This is a genomic window from Mesorhizobium sp. M0598 (assembly GCF_040320865.1).
GTDB lineage: Bacteria > Pseudomonadota > Alphaproteobacteria > Rhizobiales > Rhizobiaceae > Mesorhizobium.
In genome coordinates this window covers 33,683-60,031 of record NZ_JAMYQL010000007.1, presented here as the reverse complement: position 1 = coordinate 60,031, position 26,349 = coordinate 33,683, and the positions used below count along the sequence as shown (strand labels likewise).

Below are 26,349 nucleotides of genomic sequence, written 5' to 3'. Positions count from 1 at the left end.
CTGCAGAATGTGATAAGAAGTAGGAAAAACAAAGACTTATTCACATTTTGGAGCGTATTTCTGGAGGATTTGTGCCGCGTTGAGCGGACAGATCGCCAAGTCCCGCACCAAAAGCCATTCCCGGCAAGATCATACCGGCAGGCTGTAAACGGCAGGGGCCGTTTGACGGCCTCATTGGTGGAAACAAAGGTTTTATGATGCAGGTCACCGAAACGCTCAACTCCGGTCTCAAGCGCGAGATCAAGATCACCGTGCCGGCCGGTGACATGGAAGCCAAGCTGATGGCGCGGCTCTCCGATGCCAGGAACAAGGTCCGCATCAACGGCTTCCGCCCCGGCAAGGTGCCGGTTCAGCATCTGCGCAAGGTCTACGGCAAATCATTCATGGCCGAAGTGGTGAACGAGATTCTCAATGATTCGACCCGTTCGATCATCACCGGGCGCGGCGAAAAGGCCGCCATGCAGCCTGAAGTGATCATGACCGAGGACGAGAAGGAAGCCGAGAAGATCCTGGCAGGCGGTGCCGATTTCGAGTTCCGCCTGAACTATGAGGTCATTCCGCCGATCGAGATCAAGGATTTCTCCGACATCAAGGTGACGCGCCAGGTGTTCGACGTGCCGGATGAAGAGATCGACGAGCAGGTCAAGCGTGTCGCTGAATCCGCCCGCACTTACGAGCCGAAGACCGGCAAGGCCGCCGAGGGCGATCGCGTGACCATCGATTATGTCGGCAAGATCGACGGCGAAGCCTTCGGCGGCGGCGCCGGCACCGATCAGCCGCTGGTGCTCGGCTCGAAGGAATTCATCCCCGGCTTCGAGGACCAGCTGGTCGGCAGCAAGGCCGGCGACGAGAAGCAGGTCACGGTTACCTTCCCGGAAAACTACCAGGCGGCGCATCTGGCCGGCAAGGAAGCCACTTTTGACGTGACGATCAAGGAAGTGTCGAAGCCCGGTGCGCTTGAGATCAACGACGAGATGGCCAAAAATCTCGGCCTTGAATCGCTGGAGCGCCTGCGCGAGGTGGTGCGCGGTCAGATCGAGAACCAGTTCGGCTCGATAACGCGCCAGAAAGTCAAGCGGCAGTTGCTCGACCAGCTCGACGCTGCTTACTCGTTCGAGGCGCCGTCCAAGCTCGTCGAGGCCGAGTTCAACAACATCTGGAACCAGGTCAACCGCGACCTCGAAGCTGCTGGGCGCACCTTTGCCGACGAAGAGACGACGGAAGAAGAAGCGCGTGCCGAATACATGCGGCTTGCCGAGCGCCGCGTGCGTCTCGGCCTGGTTCTCGCCGAAATCGGCGAGAAGGCCGGCGTCACCGTGACGGACGAGGAATTGCAGCGCGGCCTGTTCGAGCAGGTGCGTCGCTATCCGGCCAACCAGCAGCAGGAAGCCTTCGAATTCTATCGCAATAATCCCGAAGCGCTGAACACGTTGCGCGCGCCGATGTTCGAAGAGAAGGTGGTTGACCATCTGCTCGGCCAGATTTCGGTCACCGATGTCAAGGTCAGCAAGGAAGAGCTGCTGGCCGACGACGAGGATACGGAGACAACCAAGGCCAAGCCGGCGAAGAAGGCGGCTGCGAAAAAAGCGGACACCAAGAAGGCCGACGACGACGCTGAAGAGCCGAAGAAAAAGGCCGCGCCGAAGAAGAAGGCCGCCAAGGACGCTGAATAACGTCCCTGCTGAATTCCGAAAGGCCGCCTTCTCGAGGCGGCCTTTTTCGTTGTGGCGCAGACGCAACGGATTTCACGCATCTGGCGGTCGAGGTAGCGATATGAAGCTTTGATGATTATCTGCGCTGGGTTGCTGACCGCAGCGGTTGTTGGAGGCATCGTTGAGACAGTTCTTCGGTATCGGAAGCGTGGCGGCGGCGTTCCTGCTTGCGTCGGTCTGCGGCATTGCCCAGGCTGATACGGTTCTCGACAACTGGCGGTTCGACAAGAGCAGCGATGGCCTTGTCACCGCCTCGCTTTACGCGACCAACAAGCTCATCACCGGTGGCGGCGCATTGAGCTACAGCCCGGTTTTGACGATCGCCTGCCGGACAGCCGGCGAACCGCGTTGGAGCGAATGGCTGCAACTGAGCGACACCGTTTCCGCCAGCCGAACCATCGCCATGTCGGTGACTGTCGGCCAATCCGGCAAGCTCAACGAAAGCTGGTCGGTCGGCCCGCGCAGCAGAATGCTGGTCCGCGACGGTGCCGACGGCATCAGGCGACTGATTTCCGCGGACCGGCTGCTGCTGTCCTGGCGGTTCGGGCTGCTGTCGGGGCGCGGCAAAGCCGAGTTTGACCTCACCGGAGTTGAAGAGGCGATCGGCCGGATCGCCGCCAGCTGCAACACCAAATTGCCTTGAGCAGATTGTCCGCATTAAACCTTTGCATGGCCGAACTCTACCTGCCGGCCGGGTTCTGTGGTATGTAGGTGCCGCAACCCCAGGCATTGGATATCCGTTCTGCCATTCAAGAGCGCATGCCAGCGGACTAAATGTCGGCCTGTGCAGGTCAGCCAGGGCAAATTGGCGATCAGGGAGGAAATGCCATGCGTGCCATTGTGTTTTTCATCATCATGTCCGTCGCCACCGTCATTGCCGGCCCCTCGCGGGCACAGGATGCCGCGGCGGGTGAGAAGGTCTTCGCCAAATGCAAGGTCTGCCATATCGCGGACAAGGATCAGAACAAGATCGGTCCGTCCTTGAACGGCGTCATCGGCCGAACGGCCGGCACGCATCCAGGGTTCAGCTATTCCAAGGCTATGACCGAGGCCGGAAAATCCGGCGTTAAATGGGACGAAGCCACGCTGACGACCTACCTTCGCGATCCCAAGGCGATGGTCAAAGGAACCAAGATGGCGTTTGTCGGCCTCAAGAAAGACGAGGACATCGCCAACGTCATTGCTTATCTGAAGCAATTCTCCAAATAGCCCGGCTCTTCCGCCGGATCTTGGCATAGCAAACAGGTCGAGGCATAGCCTCGGCCGCAATCTGCCGGCAGTGTCGGTGGGAGGGCGGCTCGTTGCAAAAAAGACATTGGCCGGCTAGGCTGCCATTCCCATCGGTGGTCGTCTGAATGTCGACTGAAGAAAGCCGTCTCAAGGATACCGGCATCCGCCTCTCGGAGGCGACGGCGGGTGATTTCTTTGCGCTTTTGAAGCCACGCGTCATGGCGCTTGCCGTGTTTACTGCCTTCGTCGGCCTGATGATGGCGCCCGGCGTGATGAATCCAGTTATCGCCGTAATTGCCATCGGCGCAATCGCGGTTGGAGCGGGAGCCGCCGGCGCGCTCAATATGTGGTACGACGCAGACATAGACGCCTTGATGTCTCGCACGTCCAAGCGACCAATTCCGTCCGGTCGCGTCACGCCTGGCGAAGCTCTCAGCTTCGGTCTGGTGCTTTCCGCACTGTCGGTCATGACGCTCGGCGTGCTGGTGGGGTGGCTCGCCGCATCGTTGTTGGCGTTCACCATCTTTTTCTATGTTGTTATCTACACGATGTGGCTGAAGCGCTCGACGCCACAGAATATCGTCATAGGCGGCGCGGCAGGCGCCCTTCCTCCGGTGATCGGGTGGGCTGCTGCAACCGGCGCAATCGGCATTGAAAGTCTCATCCTGTTTCTGATCATTTTCCTCTGGACGCCGCCTCATTTCTGGGCGCTGGCCCTTTTCAAGGTCGGTGACTATGCCGCGGCGGGGGTCCCGATGATGCCGAATGTGGCCGGCCAGCACTCGACCAGAAAACAAATCTTCGCCTATTCGCTGCTCTTGGCGCCAATCGGCGTGCTTCCTTGGGGCTTCGGCTTCGCGAGCGGATATTACGGCACTGTTTCAGCCGCGTTGGGTGCAGGTTTCATTTGGCAGGCCTGGAAGGTTCTCGTCGCCGACAAGGAGATGAAGCCGGCAAAGGCACTGTTTGCGTATTCGATTGTCTATCTTTTCGCAATATTTGCGGCGTTGCTTGCCGACACCATTGTAATGCGAGTGATCGCTTCAGCCGACTATTGACCCCGGCTCAAAACATCACGTTGGCAGAGCACAAAATCCCAGCAACAGCAGAATAATGACGCCAAGGCCGAGTATGAGAACTGTCCTTCCGTCCATGACCTTCACCTTCGACTAGAAGAGCATATCGAAGAACGGCGTCCGTAGCTAGTCAGGCTACCCGGGAGCTCCTACTCCCGGGCCTTCCTACAAAGCGCGACAAGTCCCCCGCATGAGAGTATATTGATCATGGTGCAGGTCGCGGTTTGCGTGGGCCAATCATGCAGAACGGCAGCACCGTAAAACGCGACCTTACCGGACCTGGTCTGGAGGAATGGTCATGGCAAGCTTTCACGTGATAGCAGGCGCCAGCGAGACGCTGGAACACACCAGAATTCGAAAAATCGGTGTCTCCGATCTTTTTGATGCGCTCAGGCGTGGCGTCGATGATTTCATGGTCAAACCGTCGCACATCGTTTTTCTCTGCCTGATCTATCCGATTGCGGGAGTCGTGCTTGCTGTCTGGACATCAGGTAACAACACGCTGCCATTGCTGTTTCCGCTTGTATCCGGCTTTGCACTGATTGGTCCGTTCGCGGCGATCGGCCTCTATGAGATCAGCCGGCGACGGGAAGCCGGGCTCGACGCCTCGTGGAGGCACGCCTTTGAAGTCAGGAGTTCTCCGGCACTGCCGGCTATTGCAGCGGTCGGCGTCATGCTGCTTGCGATCTTTATCGCCTGGCTTTTGACGGCCCAGATATTCTACCAGACCCTGTTCGGCCCGGCGCCGCCGCAATCGCTGTCCAGCTTCATCAGTGAAATATTCGCCACGGGACGCGGCTGGACGCTCATCATCCTGGGTCACGCCATCGGCTTCGTGTTCGCCGCGGTTGTGTTGTGCACCACGGTCGTCGCATTCCCGTTGTTGCTCGACCGCGATGTCGGCGCCTACGAAGCCATCCACACCTCGGTGCGCGTTGTCCTGGCCAACCCGATCGTGATGGCCGTGTGGGGCCTTATCGTCGCCGTCGCCCTGATCGTCGGCTCGCTGCCAGTGTTCGCCGGGTTGGCAGTCGTGCTGCCGATCCTTGGTCATGCGACCTGGCATGTCTATCGGAAAGTTGTGGAATCGCCGCCGGCCACCAGACCGTGAGCTGAAAAAAACCTGCCCTGCGCGCACCGGTGAAAGTGCCGGCGCGGGCAGGGTGGGGCAGAGCTTTCAATAGGCCGGGTGGCTGAAACGGGCCTGGCGCGCGTCCTTTGTCAGGTCGCGGAAATCCTTGCCGCTCACATGCACCAGCGTCCTATGGTCACCGCCCTCGAAATAGACTTCGGGAGCGTCGCCGAGGCTTTCATCGAGGACCACTGGCACATCATAGGCAGCGCCGATCGGCGGCACAGCGCCGACATCGCAATCGCCGAACAACGAGACCACCTCGTCTTCGGAGGCAAGTCCAAGAGGCTTGTCCATGACATCCTGCAATGTCGCGAGTTCTATCCTGTGCGTGCTTGGAACCACGGCGAGCGCGTAGCCACGGTCGTGGTGAACGACCACCGATTTGGCCATTATGCTGCCAGGCACATGTGCCGCAATGGCGGATTGTCTGCTTGTCGCCGTGCGGTGATGCTCGACGGTGTCGTAGGAAATTCCTTTTCTGTCGATGAAGTCCTTCAGTCTGTTTGCGATGGTCATCTTGGGCGCCCCTTGCTGGTGTTCGCGACGCATGTGGAAACGCCGGCATTGCCTGTCGTTTCCGATACCAACAGAAATGGACCAGCCGTGGATTGTTTCAAGGCGAAGGCTCCAGGACCGGACCGCCTGGATCCGGATTGCATGTCAGGGCCCGGCCCCGAAAAACGCCATTCGGGTGAGAAGCGTGTAGTCCGCTTCGAAGACCATCATCGTCACGAACACCAGCACCAGCACCGGCGGCAGGATGATTGCATATGTCAGCGCCAGCCGTTCCCAGGCCATGTGCATGAAGATGGCGACGATCAGCCCTGCCTTGAGGATCATGAAGATCAGGATCAGCGACCATCTGAGATAGCCGTGGAGACCGAAATAGTCGACCAGATAGGAGCAGGTGCTGAGGATGAACAACCAGGCCCAGACCACCAGATAGAGCTTGATCGGGTGCTCTTGATGAACCTCCGCCGGGGTAAACCCGGTCGTCGTCGCATCATGGGTACGGGCGCTGTCCAGCGCATGCTGTCCCAGGCCGTTTGCGGTTGCTTCAGCCATGTCCTGCCTCTCACCAAAGATAGAAAAATGCGAAAATGAACACCCAGACCAGGTCGACGAAATGCCAGTAAAGCCCCATGATTTCGACGTTCTCGTAGCGGCCCCTCCGGCTGGTGAAGAAGCCGGGCCGTCCGACGTCGTAGTCTCCGCGCCAGACCTTTCGCGCCACGATGATCAGGAAGATCACCCCGATCGTCACGTGCGTGCCGTGAAAGCCGGTAATCATGAAAAAGGATGCGCCGAACTGGGCAGCGCCCCAAGGATTGCCCCAAGGCCGCACGCCCTCGGTGATCAGCTTGGTCCATTCGAAGGCCTGCATGCCGACGAAGGTCGCGCCGAGTGCTGCGGTCAAGAGCATCAGCACTGCCGTCTTGCGGCGGTCGCGGCGGTAGCCGAAATTGACCGCCATGGCCATCGTTCCGCTGCTCGAGATCAGCACGAAGGTCATGATGGCGATAAGGATCAGTGGAATGTCGGAGCCGCCGATGCGCAGGGCGAAGACCTCGCTCGGATTGGGCCACGGCACGCGTGTTGAGATACGCGCGGTCATGTAGGAGAGCAGGAAGCAGCCGAAGATGAACGTGTCGCTGAGCAGGAAGATCCACATCATGGCCTTGCCCCAGGACACGTTTTTGAACGCCCGCTGATCCGAGGACCAGTCGGCGGCGATGCCTTGCCAGCCTGCGGGCCGCGGCTCTGTTCGGCCGATGTGGGCCAGTGTCGTCTCTGCCATCCGCCCGTTCCTCCTAGGTCAGCAACCCTCGGCAAATGTCGATTAAAGTCGAAGCCCAGCCGGCCAGAAGCGCAAAGATGGCGAGCCAGACGAAAAGCAGGAAATGCCAGTACATGGCGCACAGCTCGACACTGAGGCGAAGCCGCTGCGGCTGCGCTCCGTTCCAGGCGCCGACGCTCGTTCTGCCCAGCCCGACCAGTCCTCCCAGTATATGCAGGCCATGCATTCCCGTTAGCAGGTAGAAGAAGCTGTTGGCCGGATTGGATGCCAGAAAATAGCCGTCCGCACTCAGTTCCCGCCATGCCACAAGCTGTCCAATCAGGAAGACGAGCGCCGTGAGTCCAGCGGTGGCGAGGCCAAGCCTGACCATGTCCACTTGACCCTTGCGCGCCGCGAGCGAAGCGCACTGTATCGCAATGCTGCTCAAGACCAGTACGCCGGTGTTAAGCCAGAGCAGGGGCGGGATGGGCAGCGGCCGCCAATCCGACAGCGCCATGCGCATGAAGTAAGCACTGGTGAACAGCGCGAACAGGCAGCCGACGACGGCAAGGAAGACGCCGAGACCGATCTTTGCGGTCGGCAGCGCCGATCGGTCCAGAGCGACAAAATCCCCGATCATACCTTGCTCGAGCCACGGTTTCGTCATTAGCCGCTGATGGGAAAGCCACCACCCGGCAATACCGGCGATCACGAGCAGGAAGACCAGGATTACGCTCATGCCGGCTCCCTGGAGGGCGCGAAGGAGCCCGGAACGTTTTGCGGTATGAAGTCCTCCTTGGCTCCCGGTACGCTGTAGTCATAGGCCCAGCGATAGACGATCGGCAGATCCTTGCCGAAATTGCCGTGGGCGGGCGGTGTTTCGGGCGTCTGCCACTCGAGCGTCGTTGCCCGCCACGGATTGCCGCCAGCCTCACGGCCATGGCGGATGCTCCAGATGAGATTGAACAGAAACACAATCTGAGCAAAACCGACTATAAAAGCCATGATGCTGATAAACGAGTTCAGGTGATGGGCCGATTCCGTCATGATCGTCATGTCGGTCAATTCGTTGTACCGCCGCGGCACGCCCATCAAGCCGAGATAGTGCATGGGAAAGAAGATCAGATAGGCGCCGAGGAAGGTGACCCAGAAATGGAACCGGCCCAGTGTCTCGTTCAGCATCCGGCCGGTGACCTTCGGATACCAGTGATAGATCGCGCCGAAGATTACGATGATCGGGGCAACCCCCATGACCATATGGAAATGGGCGACGACGAACATCGTGTCCGATAGCGGAACGTCGACGACGACATTGCCAAGAAATAGCCCAGTCAACCCGCCATTGACGAAGGTGACGATGAAGGCCAAGGCAAAAAGCATCGGTATGGTGAGGTGGATGTCGCCGCGCCACAGCGTCAGCACCCAATTGTAGACCTTGATGGCTGTTGGGACGGCGATGATCAATGTCGTTGTGGCGAAGAAAAAGCCGAAATAGGGATGCATGCCACTGACATACATGTGGTGCGCCCAGACCACGAAGCTCAGCGCGCCGATGCCGACGATGGCCCAGACCATCATGCGGTAGCCGAAGATGTTCTTGCGCGCGTGGGTGCTGATCAGGTCGGATACGATGCCGAAGGCCGGAAGCGCCACGATGTAGACCTCCGGATGGCCGAAGAACCAGAACAGATGCTGGAACAGGATCGGGCTGCCGCCGCCGTGCTGCAACTGTTCGCCCATCTCGACGATCGCCGGCATGAAGAAGCTGGTGCCGAGCGCCCGGTCGAGCAGCATCATCACGCAGGCGACGAACAGCGCCGGGAAGGCGAGCAGCGCCATGATGGTGGCGGTGAAAATACCCCAGACAGTAAGCGGAAGGCGCATCAGCGTCATGCCGCGCGTGCGCCCCTGCAGCACCGTCACGACATAGTTCAAGCCGCCCATGGTAAAGCCGACGATGAACAGGATCAGCGAGACAAGCATCAGGATGATGCCCCAGTCCTGGCCGCCTGGCGTACCGGTCATGATCGCCTGCGGCGGATAGAGCGTCCAGCCGGCACCCGTCGGTCCGCCGGGCGCAAAGAAGCTCGACACCAGGACCAGCACGGCGAGCAGATAGATCCAGTAGCTCAGCATGTTGACATAGGGAAAGACCATGTCGCGAGCACCAACCATCAACGGGATCAGATAGTTGCCGAAGCCGCCCAGGAAGAGTGCCGTGAGCAGGTAGATCACCATGATCATGCCGTGCATGGTGATGAACTGGTAGTAGGCTTCCGGGGTGATGAAGTCGAATGTGCCGGGGAAGCCGAGTTGCAGCCGCATCAGCCAGGATAGCACCAGCGCGACCATGCCGATCGCTGTCGCCGTCGCCGAATACTGGATGGCGATGACCTTGGCGTCCTGCGAGAAAACGTATTTCGTCCACCAGCTGTGCGGATGGTAGAGTTCCATTTCCGCGACTTCGGCCGGCGGTACCGCATCTGCAGGTGTGATATCGACCATAGGAACACCTCCGTGCCCTTTTCGGCCAGCCCGACAGTTCGGGCTTGCCACACTAATTTCAATCCCGACGGCGCGCCGTCGTTCCGGTTTCCTACTCTGCCGAGCCCATCTGCTGGGGGGCGGACAGCTGCGCAAAAGTCTGCTGCTGGCCAAGCCACGCCAGATAGTCTTCCTGAGTATCGACCATGACCACGCCATGCATCATCGGATGTCCCTGGCCGCAGAGTTCGGCACACAGGACCTGGAAGGTCCCCGTCTTGGTCGGAGTGAACCAGAAATAGGTGACCGAGCCCGGGATCATGTCCATCTTGGCGCGGAATTCCGGCACGTAGAAATCGTGCAGCACATCGACCGAGCGGAGCAGCATCTTGACCGGTTTGCCTACCGGGAGGTGCAGGTCGGCCGCTTCCACTACGACATCGTCCTGGCCGTTGGCATCGGTGGCGATGACGCCGAGTGGATTTTCAGCGTTGACGTCGCGAGTGTCGGATGTGCCGAGCTTGCCGTCCTTGCCGGGGAGGCGGAAACTCCATTGCCACTGCTGGCCGACGACTTCGACCTCGGTTGCGTCGCTTGGAACGTTAACGAACCGGCTCCAGACGAACAGGCCTGGAACGAGCAAAGCGGTGACGCCAACCGCGGTGACGACCGTCAGCCAGGATTCGAGCCGCCTGTTCTCAGGTTCATATGCCGCCTGATTGCCTTCCCGATGACGGAAGCGGAAGACGCAATAGGCCATGAAAAGAACCACGGCGGCGAAGACGACACCGGTGATCCAGAAAGTTATGATGATGGTGTTGTCGATATAGTCCCAGTTCGAGGCAATCGGCGTCCACCACCAAGGGCTCAGGAAGTGGAACAACACCGAGCCCACGACTATCAGAACGAGTACAAGCGCAACGGCCATGTCCCGGTTCCTCCCGGTATTCCAAGCGGCGCAAGCCGTCCCGGGAAATACCAAGTGCATCATAACTTGATTTGCGATGAAAATTCTAGAGCCGGCTGTGGGAAGGGCAAAAATACCATTTCGGCGCTGGCGGTCCTTCGGTTCGGCGGCAGCGCGTGGCAAACATCGTCAGCGTCGAGTAACCGGCAAGGGCGGGCACGCCGAATGTGCTCGGCAGAGTCACCGGAACGGCGATCGTCGGGGATCGTCGCGCGCAGGTTCTGCAGGAACAGCAGCATGACGAAGAACGTCAGCACGATTGCTTCGACCAGTGTCCGTTCACCTGCTCGACGCTCGACGAAGGGAGTGGAGCCACTTTATTGGCCGGCAGATGTCACCCGCCAAACTGTGTTGCCGACGTCGTCGGCGATGAGCAGGGCCCCGGTTTTGTCTACAGCTAGGCCGACAGGCCGGCCGCGCGCCTTGTTGTCCTTGTCCAGGAAGTCAGTCACCACGTCGGTAGCGACGCCGCTCGGACGGCCGCCGCTGAATGGTACGAACACTACCTTGTAGCCATTGAAGCGCGTGCGGTTCCAGCTGCCATGCTCGCCAACGAAGGCGCCGCCGCGATATGCCTCGGGAAGGCTGGTTGCCGTATAGAAGGCCAGTCCCAGAGGGGCGACGTGGGAACTCAGTGCATAATCCGGAACGATCGCTTTTGCGACCAGGTCCGGACGTTGGGGCATGACGCGGGGATCGAGATGCTGGCCGTAATAGCTGTATGGCCATCCGTAGAAGCCGCCATCCTTTACCGAGGTCAGATAATCCGGCACGAGATTGGGGCCGAGCTCGTCGCGCTCATTGATCACTGCCCAGAGCGCCCCGGTCTGCGGCTCCCAGCTCAGGCCGTTTGGATTGCGCAAACCGCTGGCGAAAATGCGCGACCGGCCGGTGGCCCTGTCTACCTGCCAGATGGCGGCGCGGTTCTTCTCTGCCTCGATGCCGTTTTCGGCGACGTTGCTGTTCGAGCCGATGCCGACATAGAGCAGCGAGCCGTCGGGGCTTGCCACCAGACTCTTCGTCCAATGGTGGTCGATCGGGCCGCCGGGCAGGGCGGTTAGCGGCGTTCCGGGCACGGTGATCTTTGTGTCACCGGTGTTGTAGGGATAGCGGACGATGGAGTCGGTATTGGCGACGTAGAGATCGCTTCCCACCAGCGCCACGCCAAAGGGGGAGCTCAGGTGGTCGAGGAATACGCTGGTCAGCTCCGGCTTGCCATCGCCATCGGTGTCGCGCAGCAGCGTAATGCGGTTGCTTGGGCCGCTGTCGCCGCCCGAGGTGACCCAGGATTCGATCCAGCCCATCACCAAATCCTTGGGCCGTTTGATCGGTTCGCCACCCGGCGCCTTGGACTCGACCACCAGGACGTCGCCATTGGGCAGCACGTAAAGCGACCGCGGATGCTGCAAGCCGTGGGCATAAGCCTGGATCTGCAGCCCCTGCGCGACGGTCGGCTTTTCGTCGTTCTTCCATCCGACCACGGAAGCGAGATGCATGGGCGGGAAGAAATATTGGATCGGCTCCGGCAGGTTTGGATTCGGCCCTATCTGACTGCTGGGATCCGGGTCGTTGCCGCTGCACGCTGCAAGAGTGATCGCCGCAGTGCAAATGAGGACGGACACCGCGATGCGCCTGGTCTGACCGATGGAGCTTGCTATGCGCATCAATCCGCCACTCCGACGTGATGCCGGTACACCATGGACCAGCCCAGCCAACCAGTGAAGATGAGGATGAGCACGACAACCGCCGAGAGGATCAAGCCGGTAGGCACGATGGAGGTCCATGCATCGCGGGTGTGCACGAGCATGTTGATGATGGATAACGCCAGCGCCAGAAGATTGCCGAGCACGTGCGGCCAGGCGGGGGGCTGTGCCCTTATCAGCGGATTGGCCAGGAAATCGATCAGCCCCGCGATCGCTGCTAGGCAGCCCATGATCACGCCGACGGTAACCAGCCAAGCGGAGAAGTCAGCCCACATCATCTCCGCTGTTCGCCAATAGGCTAGATCCGTCAGCAGGGTGCCGACGAAGCAGGCGATCGGAAATGGCACGAGCATCGGATGAATAGGATGTCCCGCAATCCTGGCCGTCGAACGCGGATTGTGACCGACCATAATGCGCCATCCTTCCTATTCTCGTCCAAACAAACGCCGCCTGCCCGGCCTCCGGCGGCTGTTGCCGAGAGACCGGCAGACGACCGATAGATCCGTCAGGCCCAAAAAAGGGCGCTGGCTGGCTGCGCCTGTTAGGCGGCGGACTGGGTCGGCGGGTTCTGATACATCATCCAGAGCTCGATCGCCGCCAGCACGGCGACCAGAATGCCGATCACGACATGCACGGTCATCGCCGTGGTCGCCTGGAATCCAAGCACCCAGGGCGATGCGAGAACCCACAGTCCGACGACCAGGTTCACCCACTCTTCCCACACGGCAAATGCTGCGAGGGCGGCAACCGAAAGCACGACAATCAAGATTCCGCTGCCGAGGGCGTTCTGCGTCTGCGGGCCTGCCGCAAAGGTGAAGATCCAGGGGGAGAAGAACAGAATTGCCCCAAGGATCAGGTTGGCTACGTCACAGAGCCTGGCGTTTGTCCACTGGTTCATGGCATCCTCCATAGGGAGCGTTTATGGCTCCCGAGTTCGGCAAGGTGGTGCCTGAGTTCGGCGAGATGCGCCCGAAGCCGCTCACTCCGTGTCACGGTAGTGCCCTGCCCGGCTGGAATTCCGCATCTGGCGGTACTCCAGCCAAATCCGGCTATCTAACTGAATTCCGGGCTTTATGTTCCATTCGGCACCGGCACGCCTGGATCACTTGGTGGTGATCGAGCGATCCAAAGCTGCCTGTCAGGGGGCGGCGGGGCGGCGGCGCGTAGCTCATTCTGTCTTTTTATCGAGCCGGTGAAACATTTCTCATGGATCGCAGTTCTTGGATGCAGAGGAGTTGAATAAGGGCAACCTGATTGCACGGGAGGAGCACGGACGGCACAACTATAAATACGCTCTGCATAGAATACTTCGCAACTGGAAGCTCTCGCTTGTCTTGGTTGCCGCCGAAGCTTGTTTGAAAGACGGCGGTCGCCGCCGAAAAGATTTCTAAATGAAAATAGCCCAGATCGCACCGCTAACCGAATCCGTGCCGCCCCGAACCTACGGTGGAACGGAGCGAATTGTTTCGTATCTGACCGAAGAACTTGTCCGACAGGGCCACGAGGTGACGCTGTTCGCCAGCGCCGATTCTCGTACCTCAGCCGAGCTGGTGCGGTGTTGCGACGTCGCGCTGCGCCTGAACCCCAGGGTCCAGGACGGTGGTCCGCACCATGTTATGATGCTTGAACGGGTGCGCCGGCGAGCCGATGAATTCGACGTTTTACATTTCCACGTCGATGTCCTGCACTTCCCCATAATTCGGGATTTTGCCAGACGAACGGTTACCACGCTTCACGGCAGGCTCGACCTGCCCGATCTGGCGCAGCTTTATGCGATGTTCGATGACGTTCCCCTGGTCTCGATCTCCTTCGACCAGCGCCGGCCCATGCCGCCCGTCAATTGGGTTGGAACCGTGCATCACGGCCTGCCCCGCGATCTTCTGCCATTCCACCCGAACACCTCTGGCTATCTTGCGTTTCTCGGTCGCATCTCGCCGGAAAAGGGGCCGGAAGCGGCCATAGAAATAGCAGCGCGGGCCGGGTTTCCCCTGAAGATCGCCGCCAAGATCGACAAGGTGGACCAGTCGTTCTGGAAGGAAAGGGTCGAGCCGCAAGTGCTGCGGCATTCGAACGTGGAGTTCATTGGCGAGATCGATGAGCGGCAAAAGGCGGATTTTCTGGGCAATGCGATAGCGCTTTTGTTTCCGATCGACTGGCCGGAACCCTTCGGGCTCGTAACGATCGAAGCAATGGCCTGCGGTACGCCGGTGGTTGCGTTCCGGCGTGGCGCCGTCCCGGAGATCATCGATGACGGTGTGTCCGGATGGATCGTGGATACGGTGGAGGAAGCCGTGGGCGCGCTCCGGCGCATAGACAGCCTCGATCGCGCACGAGTGCGGCAGACGTTCGAGAAGCGGTTCACGGTCGAGCGCATGTGCAGCGATTATGTGGCACTCTACCGAGCACTCACGAGCGGCACGGCAGACGCAGTTGCCCCCACAAACGAGCTCTCCAGAAATATCGCGATGGTGGCTGTGCCGGGCTGAGGAACCGACTAATCCACATACAGACCACGACGGCGGAGTCCGGGAGCGCCTGCGGGGTCCTGTCGCCGGGCGCGGCGATCGCGCCAGAAGCCTTTGATCAGCAGCAAGCCTTCCCGGGGCTGATGCTTTCGCGAGCGGCGGCGCACTGCCGCCCGGTCCGGATTGACGCGCGCTACTTTCGCTGCAAAGGTGCTTTAACGACTTGTTTACCATGCGTCAGTCAGGGGTGGGGGGAATTTGGAACGCTTTCTGGGCGCGAACCGCCTTAATTGGGATGATCGGGCCGAACTGCACTCGACCGACACAACGGGCAGCTACCACATCGAGAATGTGCTGGCCGGCGGATCCAATCTCTATGAGCTGGAAACACGCGAGCTCGGCGATATCGCCGGCAAGGATATCGTCCACCTGCAGTGTCACATCGGTCTTGACACGATCAGCCTGAAGAATCTCGGCGCAGGCAGCGTGACCGGGCTCGACTTTTCACCGACGGCGATCGTGGCGGCGCGGGATTTTGCTGCGAAGGCAGGCACCGACGTGCGCTTCGTGGAAGCGCCACTGTTCGAGGCGGTGGAAGCGCTCGGCCGGACCTTTGACATCGCTTACGTTACTTGGGGCTCGGTAAACTGGCTGGACGACGTGTTCCGTTGGGCGCGGGTGGTTGCCGATCTTCTGCGACCCGGCGGCCGCCTCTACATGGCCGAGGGCCATCCATTGATGTTTCAGTGCGATCGAAAGGCCGCGGCCCTGGAATTGAAGCACGACTGGCGAACGCCGATAGCTCGGCCGCTCGCCTGGAACGAGGAACTGACCTACACCGGCGATGATCGCATCTTGAAGCATCCTCGCTATTATGAATGGATCCACCCGATCAGTGACGTGGTGAATGCGCTGATTTCAGCTGGTCTGACGCTCGATTTTCTCAATGAGCATGATACGGTTTCGTGGCAGCACTTTTCATTTGCCGTGCGCGCCGGCAAGGATATGTACGGCCTACCCGAGAACTCTCCCAAGATACCGATGGCCTATTCCATTGGCGCGACGAAGCGCAGCGTCGGCAAGATACCATACCTTGTGTCTCCCAAGGCGATTGAGGGGCACTAGTCCAAGGTCAACGCTCCAGAGTACTCGGGTCGGAGCGTCGAAATGTGCAATGGCGCTCGTGCGCCTCGATCTTCCGAGCAAGGCTGATCTAGCTGGCGTTTCATATTGGTCCGCATCGTGCAGCCCGCCTTCAGCATCGCTGTCGGTATCGCAGCCGGCGTCAGCCGTCGGAAAATGAAATTTCTCAGGAGTATGAAGGTCAAATTAAACATTGAAAGCTAATGTTCCTCATCGGGTCGACCCCGAGAACCTGAAAATGGCACTTGAGGAATCGCCTATTGGCTTTTTTCCGCGCTAGGTTCAACGGCATCAAGGAGGCCGTCTTTTCGTCGGCAAATATTCCGGCGGCGATCGCGTTTGTCGTCATCCTTGTCAGCGCAGCGTTCGCGGAGCACCAGAACAAAATCGTCTCGGACCAGGCCGTCCGTGCGGACGTGCTGACCAAGGTCAATCTCATCCGCGCCAAGCTCGAAGGCAATATCAATGGAAACCTCCAGCTCGTGCGTGGACTGGTCGCCGCGGTCGTGACCGAGCCCTATATGGGACAGCAACGCTTCGCCTCGCTCGCGAGCAATCTATTTGGCGCCGACTCGCAATTGAACGATATTGCCGGCGCGCCCGATCTGGTCGTTTCCCTGATGTATCCGATGGAGGGTAACGAGCAGGCGATGGGTCTGGACTACCGCAAGAACGAGCGGCAGCGTGCGGCTGCGCTAAGGGCGCGAGACGAACGCAAGCTGGTGCTTGCCGGTCCCGTCGACCTGAAACAGGGAGGACAAGGCTTCATCGGCCGCTTTCCGGTCTTCGTGCCGAGCGCTGGCAATACGGAAAGGTTCTGGGGTATCATTTCCGCCGTTGTCGACGTGCAGCGCCTTTACAAAGCGAGCGGCCTGCTTGACGACGATCTCGGGATCGACGTAGCGCTGATCGGCAGGGACGCCCTCGGTCACCGAGGTGGTCAATTCTACGGCAATGAGGAGATCAGCAAAAGCGATCCGGTGACGGCTGACGTTTTGCTTCCTTCCGGCTCGTGGCAGCTCGCGGCCATTCCCAAAAACGGCTGGCCTTCGACGCCAAGCAACGCATGGTTGTTGCGCGCGATCATGGCGACGGCCGGAGCCTTGGTTGTGTTCCCTTTCCTGGTCACAGGCCGCCTGATTGGCGAAAGACAGCGCAATTATGCGGAATTGCGTCGATTGTCACGACGCTTGGAACTCGCTCTGGAAGCTTCGGCTATTGGGGTTTGGGAACACGATCTCGCGACCAACGAGCTTACGTGGGATGATCGCGTCAACGAAATATATGGCAAACCAGCCGGCGAGCACCGGGGCTACCCAGACTGGGCGGGAGCAATCCACCCAGATGATTTGGCTGGCGCCAACGCGGACTTCGACAGGGCGGTGGCCAGCGGACGACCATATTTGTCGGAGTACCGAATTGTGCGTCAGGATGGCGAGATCCGTCATGTCCGGTCCAAGGCGATCCTTTACCGGGTCGCAAACGACACCCCAAAAATGATCGGCGCGGAATGGGACGTGACTGCGGACGTCCTGCTGAACAAGGATCTGGTTCGTGCAAAACAGCTGTCCGAGTCGAAAAATGCAGAACTCGAGTCGGCCAAAGCGCGCATAGAGCACATCGCGCTTCATGATTCGCTGACCGGCTTGCCCAACCGGCGTTACCTCGACCAGGTACTGGAACATTACGCGGCAAACGCCAGGCGCTCAGGCGGGCACGCGGCACTGCTTCACATAGATCTGGATCGGTTCAAGCACATCAACGATACGCTGGGCCACGCCGCCGGTGACGCGATGTTGGTTCACGCGTCAACCGTGCTCAGGTCGAAGGTCGGCGACGAGGGATTCGTCGCCCGTATCGGGGGAGACGAATTCATCGTTCTGTGCGTGGTGCGCGACGATACCAAGCAACTGGCGCTGCTCGCCGACCGCATCATCAGCCAGATGCGCGAACCCGTCTACTATCAGGGTCATCGATGCCGTTTTGGTGTCAGCGTGGGAATCGCTGTCGATAACGCAAAAGATGTCGAAGCCAAACACCTGCTGGTGAACGCCGATATCGCGCTTTACCGAGCAAAGGGGCGGGGCCGCAATCGATACGAATTCTTCACCGACGCGATGCAAAGCGAAATCGTCGATACTAAGCGGATTGCCGACGAAATTCTCGGCGGCCTCGAGCGCAACGAGTTCATCCCCTTCTACCAGCCCCAATTTGACGCAAAGACGCTCGAAATCGTTGGGGTTGAGGCGCTGGCGAGGTGGAAACATCCAATAAAGGGTATTTTGGCGCCCGACATCTTCCTGAGGATTGCAGAAGAACTGAACGTCGTCTCGATCATCGACCAAGCCATATTGAAACAATCGCTTTCGGATTTCGAAGAGTGGTCCGCTGCAAAACTTCACATTCCGCGGGTGTCGGTCAATGTCTCGGCCAGGCGCCTTCAAGACGAGGAGCTCATCAAGAGCCTGCGAGAACAAAATATCAAGAAAGGAACAGTTTCGTTCGAGCTTGTTGAGTCGATTTTCCTGGACGAGAACGACGACCTTGTCACCTGGAATATCGAGCAGATAAAAGAGCTGGGGATTGACGTCGAAATAGACGATTTTGGTACCGGCTACGCTTCGATGGTCAGTTTGCTGAAGTTGCAGCCGCGCCGGCTGAAGATTGATCGGCAGCTGGTCACCCCAATCGTCAAATCTCCGCAGAGAAGGCAGGTTGTCTCGTCGATCATTGAAATCGGCAAGTCGCTGGGTATCGAGGTCGTGGCGGAAGGCGTTGAGACGATGCAGCATGCACGGCTACTCAAGGGCCTGGGCTGCGACATATTGCAGGGTTATGCCTTCGGCCACGCGTTCGACTCCGAGGGACTTAAGACCTTTGTCCGATCGCGGCGCCTGCGCACGGCCAGCTGAGCCTCGGCGCCAGAGTTTTATCGAGCCGACCGCCTTGACGTTGCGGTCCATAGGCGCACAGCGGACAAAGCAGAAAACAACGCCAAACCTCAGATCAGCAGCAGGCCCTTCATGCTGGAGTGGCCTTTCCTGCCGATGATGATGTGGTCGTGAACGGCAATGCCAAGCGGTTTGGCCGTCTCTATGATCAGCTTGGTCATCTCGATGTCGGCGCGCGACGGCGTCGGGTCTCCCGACGGATGGTTATGCGCCAGAATGATCGCCGTGGCGGAGAGCTCCAAGGCGCGCCTGACCACCTCGCGCGGATAGACCGGTGTGTGGTCGACGGTGCCGACCTGCTGGACTTCGTCGGCGATCAGCGCGTTTTTCTTGTCGAGGAACAGGATGCGGAATTGCTCGCGCTCCTCGAAAGCCATCACCGACCGGCAGTATTCGAGAACCTGCGTCCAGGTCGACAACAGCTCGCGGCCGGCGATCTCGCCGCGCGCCATGCGCTGCGCCGTTGCCGCAACCACCTTGAGGTCGAGCGCCACCGCCGGGCCGATGCCCTTCACCTCCTGCAGGCGCTCGACGGGCGCACCGAGGACCTCGGCCAATGTACCGAAGCGTGCCAGCAATGCCTTGGCGACAGGCTTGGTGTCGGCGCGCGGGATCAGCCGAAACAACAAAAGCTCGAGCAGTTCGTAGTCGGGGAGGGTGTTGGTACCGGCGGCGAAGCGCTCGCGCAGGCGGTCGCGATGGCCGAGATAATGCGGCTTGTCGGCGGCCACCGCCTTCGCGGGCGATCGCACTGGCCTTTCGGGAAAGAAGGCCCGCTCGTCGTCGTCACCGTTCATGGCTGCCCCACCCAGCATTTGCCGGGCAAGGTAACGCCCGATCTGCCAGACACTAGGCCCGCAGGCCGGGGCGGTCGAGGTTTTTTGGCGACAGCGTGAAGATCTCGCAGCCGGTCTCGGTGACGCCGATCGTGTGCTCGTACTGCGCCGACAGCGAACGGTCGCGCGTCACCGCGGTCCAGCCGTCCGACAGCACTTTCACATGCGGCCGGCCGAGATTGATCATCGGCTCGACGGTGAAGATCATGCCCGGCCGCATCTCGACGCCTTCGCTGGCGCTGCCGTAATGCAGGATATTCGGCGCGTCGTGAAACAGCCGGCCAACCCCGTGGCCGCAGAAATCGCGCACCACCGAGCAACGCTCGGCTTCGGCATAGGTCTGGATGGCGGCGCCGATGGCGCCGGTTCGGGCGCCCGGCTTGATTGCCGCGATGCCGCGCATCAGGCACTCATACGTGACTTCGAGCAGCCGCTCCGCGGCACGCTTGATCGTGCCCACCGGATACATGCGCGAGGAGTCGCCATGCCAGCCGTCGAGGATATAGGTGACGTCGATATTGACGATGTCGCCATCCTTCAACGGCTTGCTGTCGGGTATGCCGTGACAGACGACGTGGTTGATCGAGGTGCAGGATGATTTCGTGTAGCCACGGTAGTTGAGCGTCGCCGGAAGCGCGCCATGATCCATCCCGAACTCGAAGACGAAGCGATCAATCGCTTCGGTGGTGACGCCGGGCGCCACAATCGGTACCAGTTCGTCGAGGCAGCGCGCGGTGAGATCGCAAGCCTTGCGCATGCCGACAAAACCTTCCTCGTCGTAAAGACGGATCTGGCCGGTGTTTCTGAGCGGTGCCGTGGCGGCGTCGAGATAGGTGACCATTTTTGTCCGTCTTGCAGGGATGCGAGGCCTGGATGAGCCCGCGAGAGAAATCCCCCCAGATTTGGCACCGGAAAGCGCAAGGTTCAAGGACGAACTGCCGGCGACGGCCGAAGACCGGCGATATTCATGCCTGGGAGCATTCTCCTTGCCTGCAGCGGCTCATGCTTCCGCCGGGTTCATCTGGCTACCGCAGTGACGACACATTTCTAGGCGAGAAGTCGGCCCAAGCGTTAGCCGCCACGGCAACTTTTTGCGACGAACGCCGCTGCTGCGGGGTCGGTTCGGGAGAGATCAAATGGACAGACTGCAATTCGAGGTGCCGGTGCGGATCGCGCCTGTGCCCGGCCAGCCGGTCGAGGAAATCTACAGTGTCGAGCAGGCGCTCGATTTCCTGCAAACGTGGCCGGTTCGCCGGAAGGGACCAACCTACCAGGCCGCGTTCAATGCCTGTTTTGGCGCCACGGTGGACATCGTCGAGACCGAAGACGCATGGCGGGCCTTCATGGCCTTTTGCCGGGTGAGCGGCCTCCTGGCCAGGGACATGATGGTGCCGCGCAAGCGCGGCGGCGAGGCGAGGGGACTACGGGCGTAGACAGCCTTCGACGTAGTCCTCAGTCGTCTTCGCCTCTTCTTGCCGACATCCCTATCAGAGTGGCGGGTCCAGCAAAGCTTGCGCAGCATCACGCTGGCGATAGACATAATGCCAAGTTGAAATGCTGGTACGCCCAAGGGGAATCGAACCCCTGTTACCGCCGTGAAAGGGCGGTGTCCTGACCGCTAGACGATGGGCGCGCTCAGATGTGAGCGCTTATAGTTGCGTCGCGACAAACCGGCAACCCGTCTGCCGCCGGCTGCGACAACTTTTTTCCTTTGGCTCCAAACCGCGTCTTTCCGACAGCCAAGCTGGTTTTTGCGGCATGATGCAACGCCGCCGAAGGGCCTTTGCGGTGACGGAAGATCCTCGCCCTAGCCGCGCCTGCGGCAGCGCCAGTTCCAGTCGCGCTCGGGGCCGACATCGACGTGAACGGATTCGGTGTGGCAGTAGGTGCCGACGCCACCGCGGCCCGGCATGGTGCGGATGTAGCTCGCCAGTTCCCATTTCGAGACGCCAGGAACCTGGATATCGGCGGCGGCGCAGTACATGTGCAGCGAATTCTTTGCGCCGTTGGCGCGGCGGTTGCGGGCCGGATCGCGATAGCCGGAGGTGACCGTCATCTTGCGGCCGTAGTGGCCTTCGATCGTCTTCAGCACGCGAACCAGCGACGGCTTCAAGCAGGCGACATCGACGCTTTCGTTCTGTTTCAGGAGGCCGTTGGGCGCCAGCCGGGCAAGGCCGGCGGCGGAGGCGACCTGGTAGGCGCCACCCGAACCTTCGTCTTCGTTGAGATCGACGTCACTCTCATCGTCGAGGCCGGATTTGCGCTTGATCTCGAACAGCGCCGTCTGGCGCACGCCGGGCAGCGCATCGGCCGTGAAGTGGCTGGTATCGCCCGTCGACACCAGCTGCACCGGCTTTTCAGCCGGATCGGCCGAAGCCAGGGTGATGGTGGGTTTTGCCGCAGGCGTCGCCTTGGCCTGCATGACCGTTGGCTGCCCGCCCGATCTGCTGTTGGCCGGCGAAGAAGGTGCCGCTGAAGCAGGCGTGGCGCTGAACAGCGAGGCCAGGAAGTTTTTCTTCGGTGCGTAGGCCTGTGGCTGCGGCATCTCGCCGGCGGTCACATAAACCGGGTTGTTCATCGCCGGCGCTGCGGCCTTGGCGTCGGGCTTCGATGCATCAGCACTGTTCTGCGCCACGGCCTGATCGGCCGTCTGGGCGTTTGGTTGCAGCGGCTGCGGCGTGTGTCCCGCGATCGTCCCGGCTGCCGTGGGAACGGCGATCGGGAAGCCGGCATCGGGCCTGGCCCCTGGCTTGGCCACTGGCACATAGGCCACCTGCTCGGGAAGGTTGGCGTCACCGTCGGCATTCATCGTCATTTGTGCGGTCGTCATCTGCGACGATGATGCGGCCGTGCTGGCCTGGGGCGCACCGGCGGCCGTGCTGATTTCGGTAGCCGAGGTATTATAGCCTGGCATGCCGACCGACATGGTCGGGTCGCCGGCCGAGGTGCAGGACGCCAGGAGCACCGAGAAAAGCGCCGCCACAATGGCGCGGCTTTCTCCCTTCGCGAGGCGCGATCCTGCTGATCTCAAAACAAAATTCCCCCTCGATATCCGACCGGTTCGTCATTGGCGCGGCGTCGAAACGTCTCGTCGAAATGACCCTTGTTCCCCGAACCGGAAACGAGACCTGTGTCAAATCTGCAAGCCTCAAAGTAATTTGGCGGCTAGAGGATGAATCAAGGCTGCTCAGGGTTGACGGCACCATTTCGCCCGCTTTTGGCGGCGCGTCAACTCACCACACATTACAGATGGTTACACGCGCACCTTGACATAGGTGCCGGGGGCTTCGCCTAGAACTTGCATATGCTCGCCCGGTTTGCGGGACGGTACGCGGGTATTGTCCTTGGCTTCGATCCAGCGTTGCCAGTGCGGCCACCAGGAACCGGGATGGTCGGTGGCCCCGGCGAGCCACTGGTCGAAGTCGCCGGCCGGCCTGCCGCCGGTCCAGTAGTGATATTTCTGCGCCGCCGGCGGATTGACGACCCCGGCGATGTGGCCGGAGCCGGCCATGACGTAATCGACCTCGCCGCCGAAATATTTCGAGCCGAGGAATACCGACAGCGCCGGCGCGATATGGTCCTCCTTAGAGGCGAGGTTGTAGACCGGCATGGTAACGTCCTTCAGCGAAACCGTGCGGCCCGCCAGTTCCATCATGCCTTGCGAAAGCCTGTTCTCGAGATAGCAATTGCGCAAATAGAAAGAATGGTTGGCAGCGCCCATGCGGGTCGAATCGGCATTCCAGTAGAGCAGGTCGAAGGGCAGGGGATCCTTGCCACGCATGTAGTTGTTGACGACATAGGGCCAGATCAGGTCGCCCGAGCGCAGCATGTTGAATGCAGTCGCCATCTTGGTGCCGTCGAGATAGCCTTTTTCGTTCATCGCCTTTTCGACGGCCGCGACCTGTTCCTCGTCGACGAACACTTTTAGATCGCCGGCATAGGTGAAATCGACCTGGGTGGTGAAGAAGGTCGCCGATTTGATGCGGTGGTCGCCTTCCTGCGCCATCAAGGCCAGCGCTGCCGCCAACAGCGTGCCGCCGACGCAATAGCCGATGGCGTTGACTTGCCTTTCGCCGGTGGCCTTCTCGATCGTGTCGAGGCCGTATTGCAGGCCCTCCCTGATATAGGCCTCCCAGCTCTTGGCGCCGTGCCGCTCATCCGGGTTGATCCAGGAGATGACGAAGACGGTGTGGCCTTGCTCGACCGCCCAGCGAATGAAGGATTTTTGCGGGTTGAGGTCGAGGATGTAGTATTTGTTGATCCATGGCGGGCAGATCAGCAGCGGCCGCTTGAGCACGGTCTCGGTCGCCGGCTCGTATTGCAGGATTTCGGCGACGTCGCTGCGGCCGACCACCTTGCCGGGCGTGGTGGCGAGATTCTTGCCGATCTCGAAGGGTGAATAATCGGCCTGCCGCAGCTTCAGGTCGCCCTTGCCGGCGGCAATGTCCTCGGCCAGCATCTTCATGCCGCGCACCAGGTTTTCGCCGTTGGAGGCGACAGTCTCGCGAAACAATTCCGGATTGGTCAGGATGAAATTCGACGGCGAGATGGCATTGGACACCTGCTTGACATAAAAGCCGGCCTTGTGGCGGGTGTGCTCGTCCAGGCCGTCGGCGTGCTCGACCAGTTCGGCCGCCCAGCGCGAGGTGACCAGATACGCCTGTTTGAGGAAATCGAAGAAGGCGTTGCGGCCCCATTCCGGGTCCTGGAAACGCGTGTCGCCGCGCTCGGGCTTGACCGCATCCTCGGCGTCCTCGGCGCCGGTGCCGATGCGCTGGACGGCGTTGGCCCAGACGGTCATGTAGCCGGAAAACAGCCGCGTTTGCGCCTCCAGCGCGCGCTGCGGGTCGGAGAGCCAGTACTCGGTGAGCTTGGAGAACGTCTTCACCATGTCGACGACCGGCTCGGCGACCTGATCGCGCACCTCGCCCTTTTCCCGCGGCTCGGCCCATGCCGAGGCGGCCTTGCCGGCCTGCTCGATCATGCGGGCCATGTTCAGAGCGAAGCGTTCCGGGTCCTTCACCAGATATTGCTCGACGGTCGAAGGTTGGTCATCTTCCGCTTTGCCCGAATCGGGTGTTTTGGACATGGTTCGCGGGGTTCCTCCCGAAGCGTTTTGTTGACATATTACCATGGGATATCGAACAGGGTCCAATGTGCTCTAACCCGGCCGCCAGGAAAACAATATGACGATTAATATTGGCAAGAACGTTTTTTCCGGCACTGGTCGTTTTTGCCGCATGGCGCTCGTCCTGTTGGCGATGGCCGGTTGCACGAGCAGCAACATAGAAGGTGCAGCGCCCGCCACCGGCCTTGTCGGCGCGAAGGACACCGGTTCCTATCCGAACCTGAACATCCGGCCGCAGGTGGCGGCCGAGCAATTCACCGACGAGGAAAAGAACGCCAAGCTCGCCCAACTGAAGGCCGAGGAGCAGAGCCAGGCCGCCAAGGGCGGCGGCGTCAAGGTTGCGGACCAGGCAGCGCTGGACCAGCTGGCAAAAAAACACGGCGCCGAGGCGCTGAAGCAGATCGAAGGCAAATGCGACCCCGCTCTCGACCCTAGTTGCAAATAAGCTTATACGCGCGACCGCAACCTCACTGTCTGGAACTGCCATGGAAGAATTTCACAAGGTCCGCCGGCTTCCGCCCTATGTCTTCGAACAGGTCAACCGGCTGAAGGCCAGCGCCCGTTCGCGCGGCGCCGACATCATCGACCTTGGCATGGGCAATCCGGACCTGCCGACGCCCAAGGCCATCGTCGACAAACTCTGCGAGGTGGTACGCGATCCGCGCACGCACCGCTATTCGTCGTCGCGCGGCATTCCGGGCCTGCGTCGTGCCCAGGCCAACTACTATGCCCGCCGCTTCGGTGTGAAGCTCGACCCGGACAGCCAGGTGGTGGCGACGCTCGGCTCGAAGGAGGGCTTTGCCAATATGGCGCAGGCGATCACCGCCCCCGGCGATGTGATCCTGTGCCCCAACCCGACCTATCCGATCCATGCGTTCGGTTTCATCATGTCGGGCGGCGTCATCCGCTCGCTGCAGGTCGAGCCGGACGACGGCTTCATCCCGGCGTTGGAGCGCGGCATCCGCCATTCGATTCCAAAGCCGCTGGCACTGATCCTCAATTATCCATCCAACCCGACGGCACTGGTCGCTTCGCTCGATTTCTACAAGGAGGTGGTGGCCTTCGCCAGGAAGAACGACATCATCATCCTGTCGGATCTTGCCTATTCGGAGATCTATTTCGACGGCAATCCGCCGCCTTCGGTGCTGCAGGTGCCGGGCGCCATAGACGTCGCCGTCGAGTTCACCTCGATGTCGAAGACCTTTTCGATGCCGGGCTGGCGCATGGGTTTTGCGGTCGGCAATGAACGGCTGATCTCGGCGCTGACGCGAGTGAAATCCTATCTCGACTACGGCGCCTTCACGCCAATCCAGGTGGCGGCGGCGCATGCACTCAACGGCGACGGCGCCGACATCGCCGAAGTGCGCGACGTCTACCGCAAACGCCGCGATGTCATGGTCGACGCTTTCAGCCGCGCCGGCTGGACCATTCCCGCACCGGCGGCTTCGATGTTCGCCTGGGCGCCGATCCCGGAGCCGTTCAAGCACCTGGGCTCGCTTGAATTCTCCAAGCTCCTGATCGAGCACGCCGACGTCGCGGTGGCGCCGGGCGTCGGCTTCGGCGAGCATGGCGACGATCACGTGCGCATCGCGCTGGTCGAAAACGAGCACCGGATCCGGCAAGCGGCGCGCAATATCAAGCGCTTCCTCGCATCCAGCGCCAAGCAGCCGAATAACGTCGTGCCGCTCGCCGCGCATCGCTGATTTTCTACACATCAACCGACTGAATGGGGCGTCGCCGGA

At 60.5% G+C, this 26,349-nt stretch carries 24 protein-coding genes, 1 tRNA gene and 1 pseudogene; 11 read left to right on the top strand and 15 right to left on the bottom strand.

Going from position 1 to position 26,349, the window contains the following annotated elements; translation table 11 throughout:
* Positions 1–197: 197 nt before the first annotated feature.
* The 5 genes from tig to NKI59_RS11700 all read left to right on the top strand — a co-directional run bounded on the left by tig (position 198) and on the right by NKI59_RS11700 (position 5,129).
* The gene (tig, locus tag NKI59_RS11720; RefSeq protein WP_023678910.1) at positions 198–1,673 is read left to right on the top strand and encodes a trigger factor; all 1,476 of its coding nucleotides are present in this window, start codon (positions 198–200) and stop codon (positions 1,671–1,673) included.
* A 160-nt stretch (positions 1,674–1,833) separates the two neighbouring features.
* Entirely contained in the window at positions 1,834–2,355 is a 522-nt protein-coding gene (locus tag NKI59_RS11715; protein ID WP_023678909.1) for a hypothetical protein, read from the top strand.
* A gap of 212 nt (positions 2,356–2,567) precedes the next feature.
* Positions 2,568–2,921 carry a c-type cytochrome gene (locus tag NKI59_RS11710; RefSeq protein ID WP_502894605.1) on the top strand — a complete coding sequence of 118 codons (354 nt, stop codon included), beginning with the start codon at positions 2,568–2,570 and terminating at the stop codon, positions 2,919–2,921.
* A gap of 146 nt (positions 2,922–3,067) precedes the next feature.
* The gene (locus tag NKI59_RS11705) at positions 3,068–4,000 is read left to right on the top strand and encodes a heme o synthase (protein ID WP_023678907.1); all 933 of its coding nucleotides are present in this window, start codon (positions 3,068–3,070) and stop codon (positions 3,998–4,000) included.
* Positions 4,001–4,316: 316 nt separating this feature from the next.
* Positions 4,317–5,129, top strand: a complete 813-nt coding sequence (locus tag NKI59_RS11700; protein WP_023678906.1) for a DUF2189 domain-containing protein — start codon at positions 4,317–4,319, stop codon at positions 5,127–5,129.
* A 66-nt stretch (positions 5,130–5,195) separates the two neighbouring features.
* On the opposite strand, the gene NKI59_RS11695 is transcribed toward NKI59_RS11700, so the two are convergent.
* The 10 genes and pseudogenes from NKI59_RS11695 to NKI59_RS11650 form a co-directional block, all read right to left on the bottom strand.
* Positions 5,196–5,669 (bottom strand): aminoacyl-tRNA deacylase, encoded by a 474-nt coding sequence (locus NKI59_RS11695; RefSeq protein WP_023678905.1) that lies wholly within the window; start codon positions 5,667–5,669, stop codon positions 5,196–5,198.
* 144 nt (positions 5,670–5,813) lie between these two features.
* On the bottom strand, positions 5,814–6,218 hold the full coding sequence (locus tag NKI59_RS11690) for a cytochrome C oxidase subunit IV family protein (protein WP_023678904.1): 405 nt from the start codon (positions 6,216–6,218) through the stop codon (positions 5,814–5,816).
* 10 nt (positions 6,219–6,228) lie between these two features.
* Positions 6,229–6,951: a heme-copper oxidase subunit III family protein gene (locus NKI59_RS11685; RefSeq protein ID WP_023678903.1), complete on the bottom strand. Its 723-nt coding sequence runs from the start codon at positions 6,949–6,951 to the stop codon at positions 6,229–6,231.
* A 13-nt stretch (positions 6,952–6,964) separates the two neighbouring features.
* A complete protein-coding gene (locus NKI59_RS11680; RefSeq protein WP_023678902.1) occupies positions 6,965–7,669 on the bottom strand; it encodes a cytochrome c oxidase subunit 3 in 705 nt (234 codons plus the stop codon).
* Positions 7,666–9,435: a cytochrome c oxidase subunit I gene (ctaD, locus tag NKI59_RS11675; RefSeq protein ID WP_023678901.1), complete on the bottom strand. Its 1,770-nt coding sequence runs from the start codon at positions 9,433–9,435 to the stop codon at positions 7,666–7,668. Before ctaD ends, NKI59_RS11680 begins: the two co-directional genes overlap by 4 nt.
* Positions 9,436–9,526: 91 nt before the next feature.
* Positions 9,527–10,342: a cytochrome c oxidase subunit II gene (gene coxB / locus NKI59_RS11670; RefSeq protein WP_023678900.1), complete on the bottom strand. Its 816-nt coding sequence runs from the start codon at positions 10,340–10,342 to the stop codon at positions 9,527–9,529.
* Positions 10,343–10,499: 157 nt separating this feature from the next.
* Positions 10,500–10,692 (bottom strand): annotated as a pseudogene (locus NKI59_RS11665) (efflux RND transporter permease subunit); the annotation flags it as partial.
* Between the two features lie 6 nt (positions 10,693–10,698).
* On the bottom strand, positions 10,699–12,045 hold the full coding sequence (locus tag NKI59_RS11660; RefSeq protein WP_352635477.1) for a PQQ-dependent sugar dehydrogenase: 1,347 nt from the start codon (positions 12,043–12,045) through the stop codon (positions 10,699–10,701).
* Positions 12,045–12,494 (bottom strand): DUF2231 domain-containing protein, encoded by a 450-nt coding sequence (locus NKI59_RS11655; protein WP_352704316.1) that lies wholly within the window; start codon positions 12,492–12,494, stop codon positions 12,045–12,047. The genes NKI59_RS11660 and NKI59_RS11655 overlap by 1 nt, the downstream gene beginning before the upstream one ends.
* Positions 12,495–12,625: 131 nt before the next feature.
* The gene (locus NKI59_RS11650) at positions 12,626–12,982 is read right to left on the bottom strand and encodes an SPW repeat protein (protein WP_352451366.1); all 357 of its coding nucleotides are present in this window, start codon (positions 12,980–12,982) and stop codon (positions 12,626–12,628) included.
* 493 nt (positions 12,983–13,475) lie between these two features.
* Here NKI59_RS11650 and NKI59_RS11645 point away from each other — a divergent pair, with 493 nt between their 5' ends.
* The 3 genes from NKI59_RS11645 to NKI59_RS11635 all read left to right on the top strand — a co-directional run bounded on the left by NKI59_RS11645 (position 13,476) and on the right by NKI59_RS11635 (position 18,604).
* On the top strand, positions 13,476–14,570 hold the full coding sequence (locus tag NKI59_RS11645) for a glycosyltransferase family 4 protein (protein WP_352451365.1): 1,095 nt from the start codon (positions 13,476–13,478) through the stop codon (positions 14,568–14,570).
* Between the two features lie 237 nt (positions 14,571–14,807).
* Positions 14,808–15,674, top strand: a complete 867-nt coding sequence (locus NKI59_RS11640) for a class I SAM-dependent methyltransferase (RefSeq protein ID WP_023678894.1) — start codon at positions 14,808–14,810, stop codon at positions 15,672–15,674.
* 350 nt (positions 15,675–16,024) lie between these two features.
* Positions 16,025–18,604 (top strand): bifunctional diguanylate cyclase/phosphodiesterase, encoded by a 2,580-nt coding sequence (locus tag NKI59_RS11635; RefSeq protein WP_352704588.1) that lies wholly within the window; start codon positions 16,025–16,027, stop codon positions 18,602–18,604.
* 89 nt (positions 18,605–18,693) lie between these two features.
* Here the strand turns inward: NKI59_RS11635 and radC are convergent, their stop codons facing one another.
* On the bottom strand, positions 18,694–19,440 hold the full coding sequence (gene radC, locus NKI59_RS11630; protein ID WP_023678891.1) for a RadC family protein: 747 nt from the start codon (positions 19,438–19,440) through the stop codon (positions 18,694–18,696).
* A 52-nt stretch (positions 19,441–19,492) separates the two neighbouring features.
* Entirely contained in the window at positions 19,493–20,320 is an 828-nt protein-coding gene (gene map, locus NKI59_RS11625; RefSeq protein ID WP_352454462.1) for a type I methionyl aminopeptidase, read from the bottom strand.
* Positions 20,321–20,615: 295 nt separating this feature from the next.
* On the opposite strand from map, the gene NKI59_RS11620 reads away from it, so the two are divergent.
* On the top strand, positions 20,616–20,912 hold the full coding sequence (locus NKI59_RS11620; RefSeq protein WP_023678889.1) for a DUF982 domain-containing protein: 297 nt from the start codon (positions 20,616–20,618) through the stop codon (positions 20,910–20,912).
* Positions 20,913–21,037: 125 nt separating this feature from the next.
* Here the strand turns inward: NKI59_RS11620 and NKI59_RS11615 are convergent.
* The 3 genes from NKI59_RS11615 to phaC form a co-directional block, all read right to left on the bottom strand.
* Positions 21,038–21,112, bottom strand: a tRNA-Glu gene (locus NKI59_RS11615).
* A 174-nt stretch (positions 21,113–21,286) separates the two neighbouring features.
* Entirely contained in the window at positions 21,287–22,462 is a 1,176-nt protein-coding gene (locus NKI59_RS11610; protein ID WP_352704314.1) for a YcbK family protein, read from the bottom strand.
* A 270-nt stretch (positions 22,463–22,732) separates the two neighbouring features.
* Positions 22,733–24,568 carry a class I poly(R)-hydroxyalkanoic acid synthase gene (phaC, locus tag NKI59_RS11605; protein ID WP_352704312.1) on the bottom strand — a complete coding sequence of 612 codons (1,836 nt, stop codon included), beginning with the start codon at positions 24,566–24,568 and terminating at the stop codon, positions 22,733–22,735.
* 97 nt (positions 24,569–24,665) lie between these two features.
* Between phaC and NKI59_RS11600 the strand changes: the two genes are divergently transcribed.
* Positions 24,666–25,052 (top strand): hypothetical protein, encoded by a 387-nt coding sequence (locus tag NKI59_RS11600; protein ID WP_023678887.1) that lies wholly within the window; start codon positions 24,666–24,668, stop codon positions 25,050–25,052.
* Positions 25,053–25,092: 40 nt separating this feature from the next.
* Positions 25,093–26,310: an LL-diaminopimelate aminotransferase gene (locus tag NKI59_RS11595; RefSeq protein ID WP_023678886.1), complete on the top strand. Its 1,218-nt coding sequence runs from the start codon at positions 25,093–25,095 to the stop codon at positions 26,308–26,310.
* The last annotated feature ends 39 nt before the right edge of the window (positions 26,311–26,349 follow it).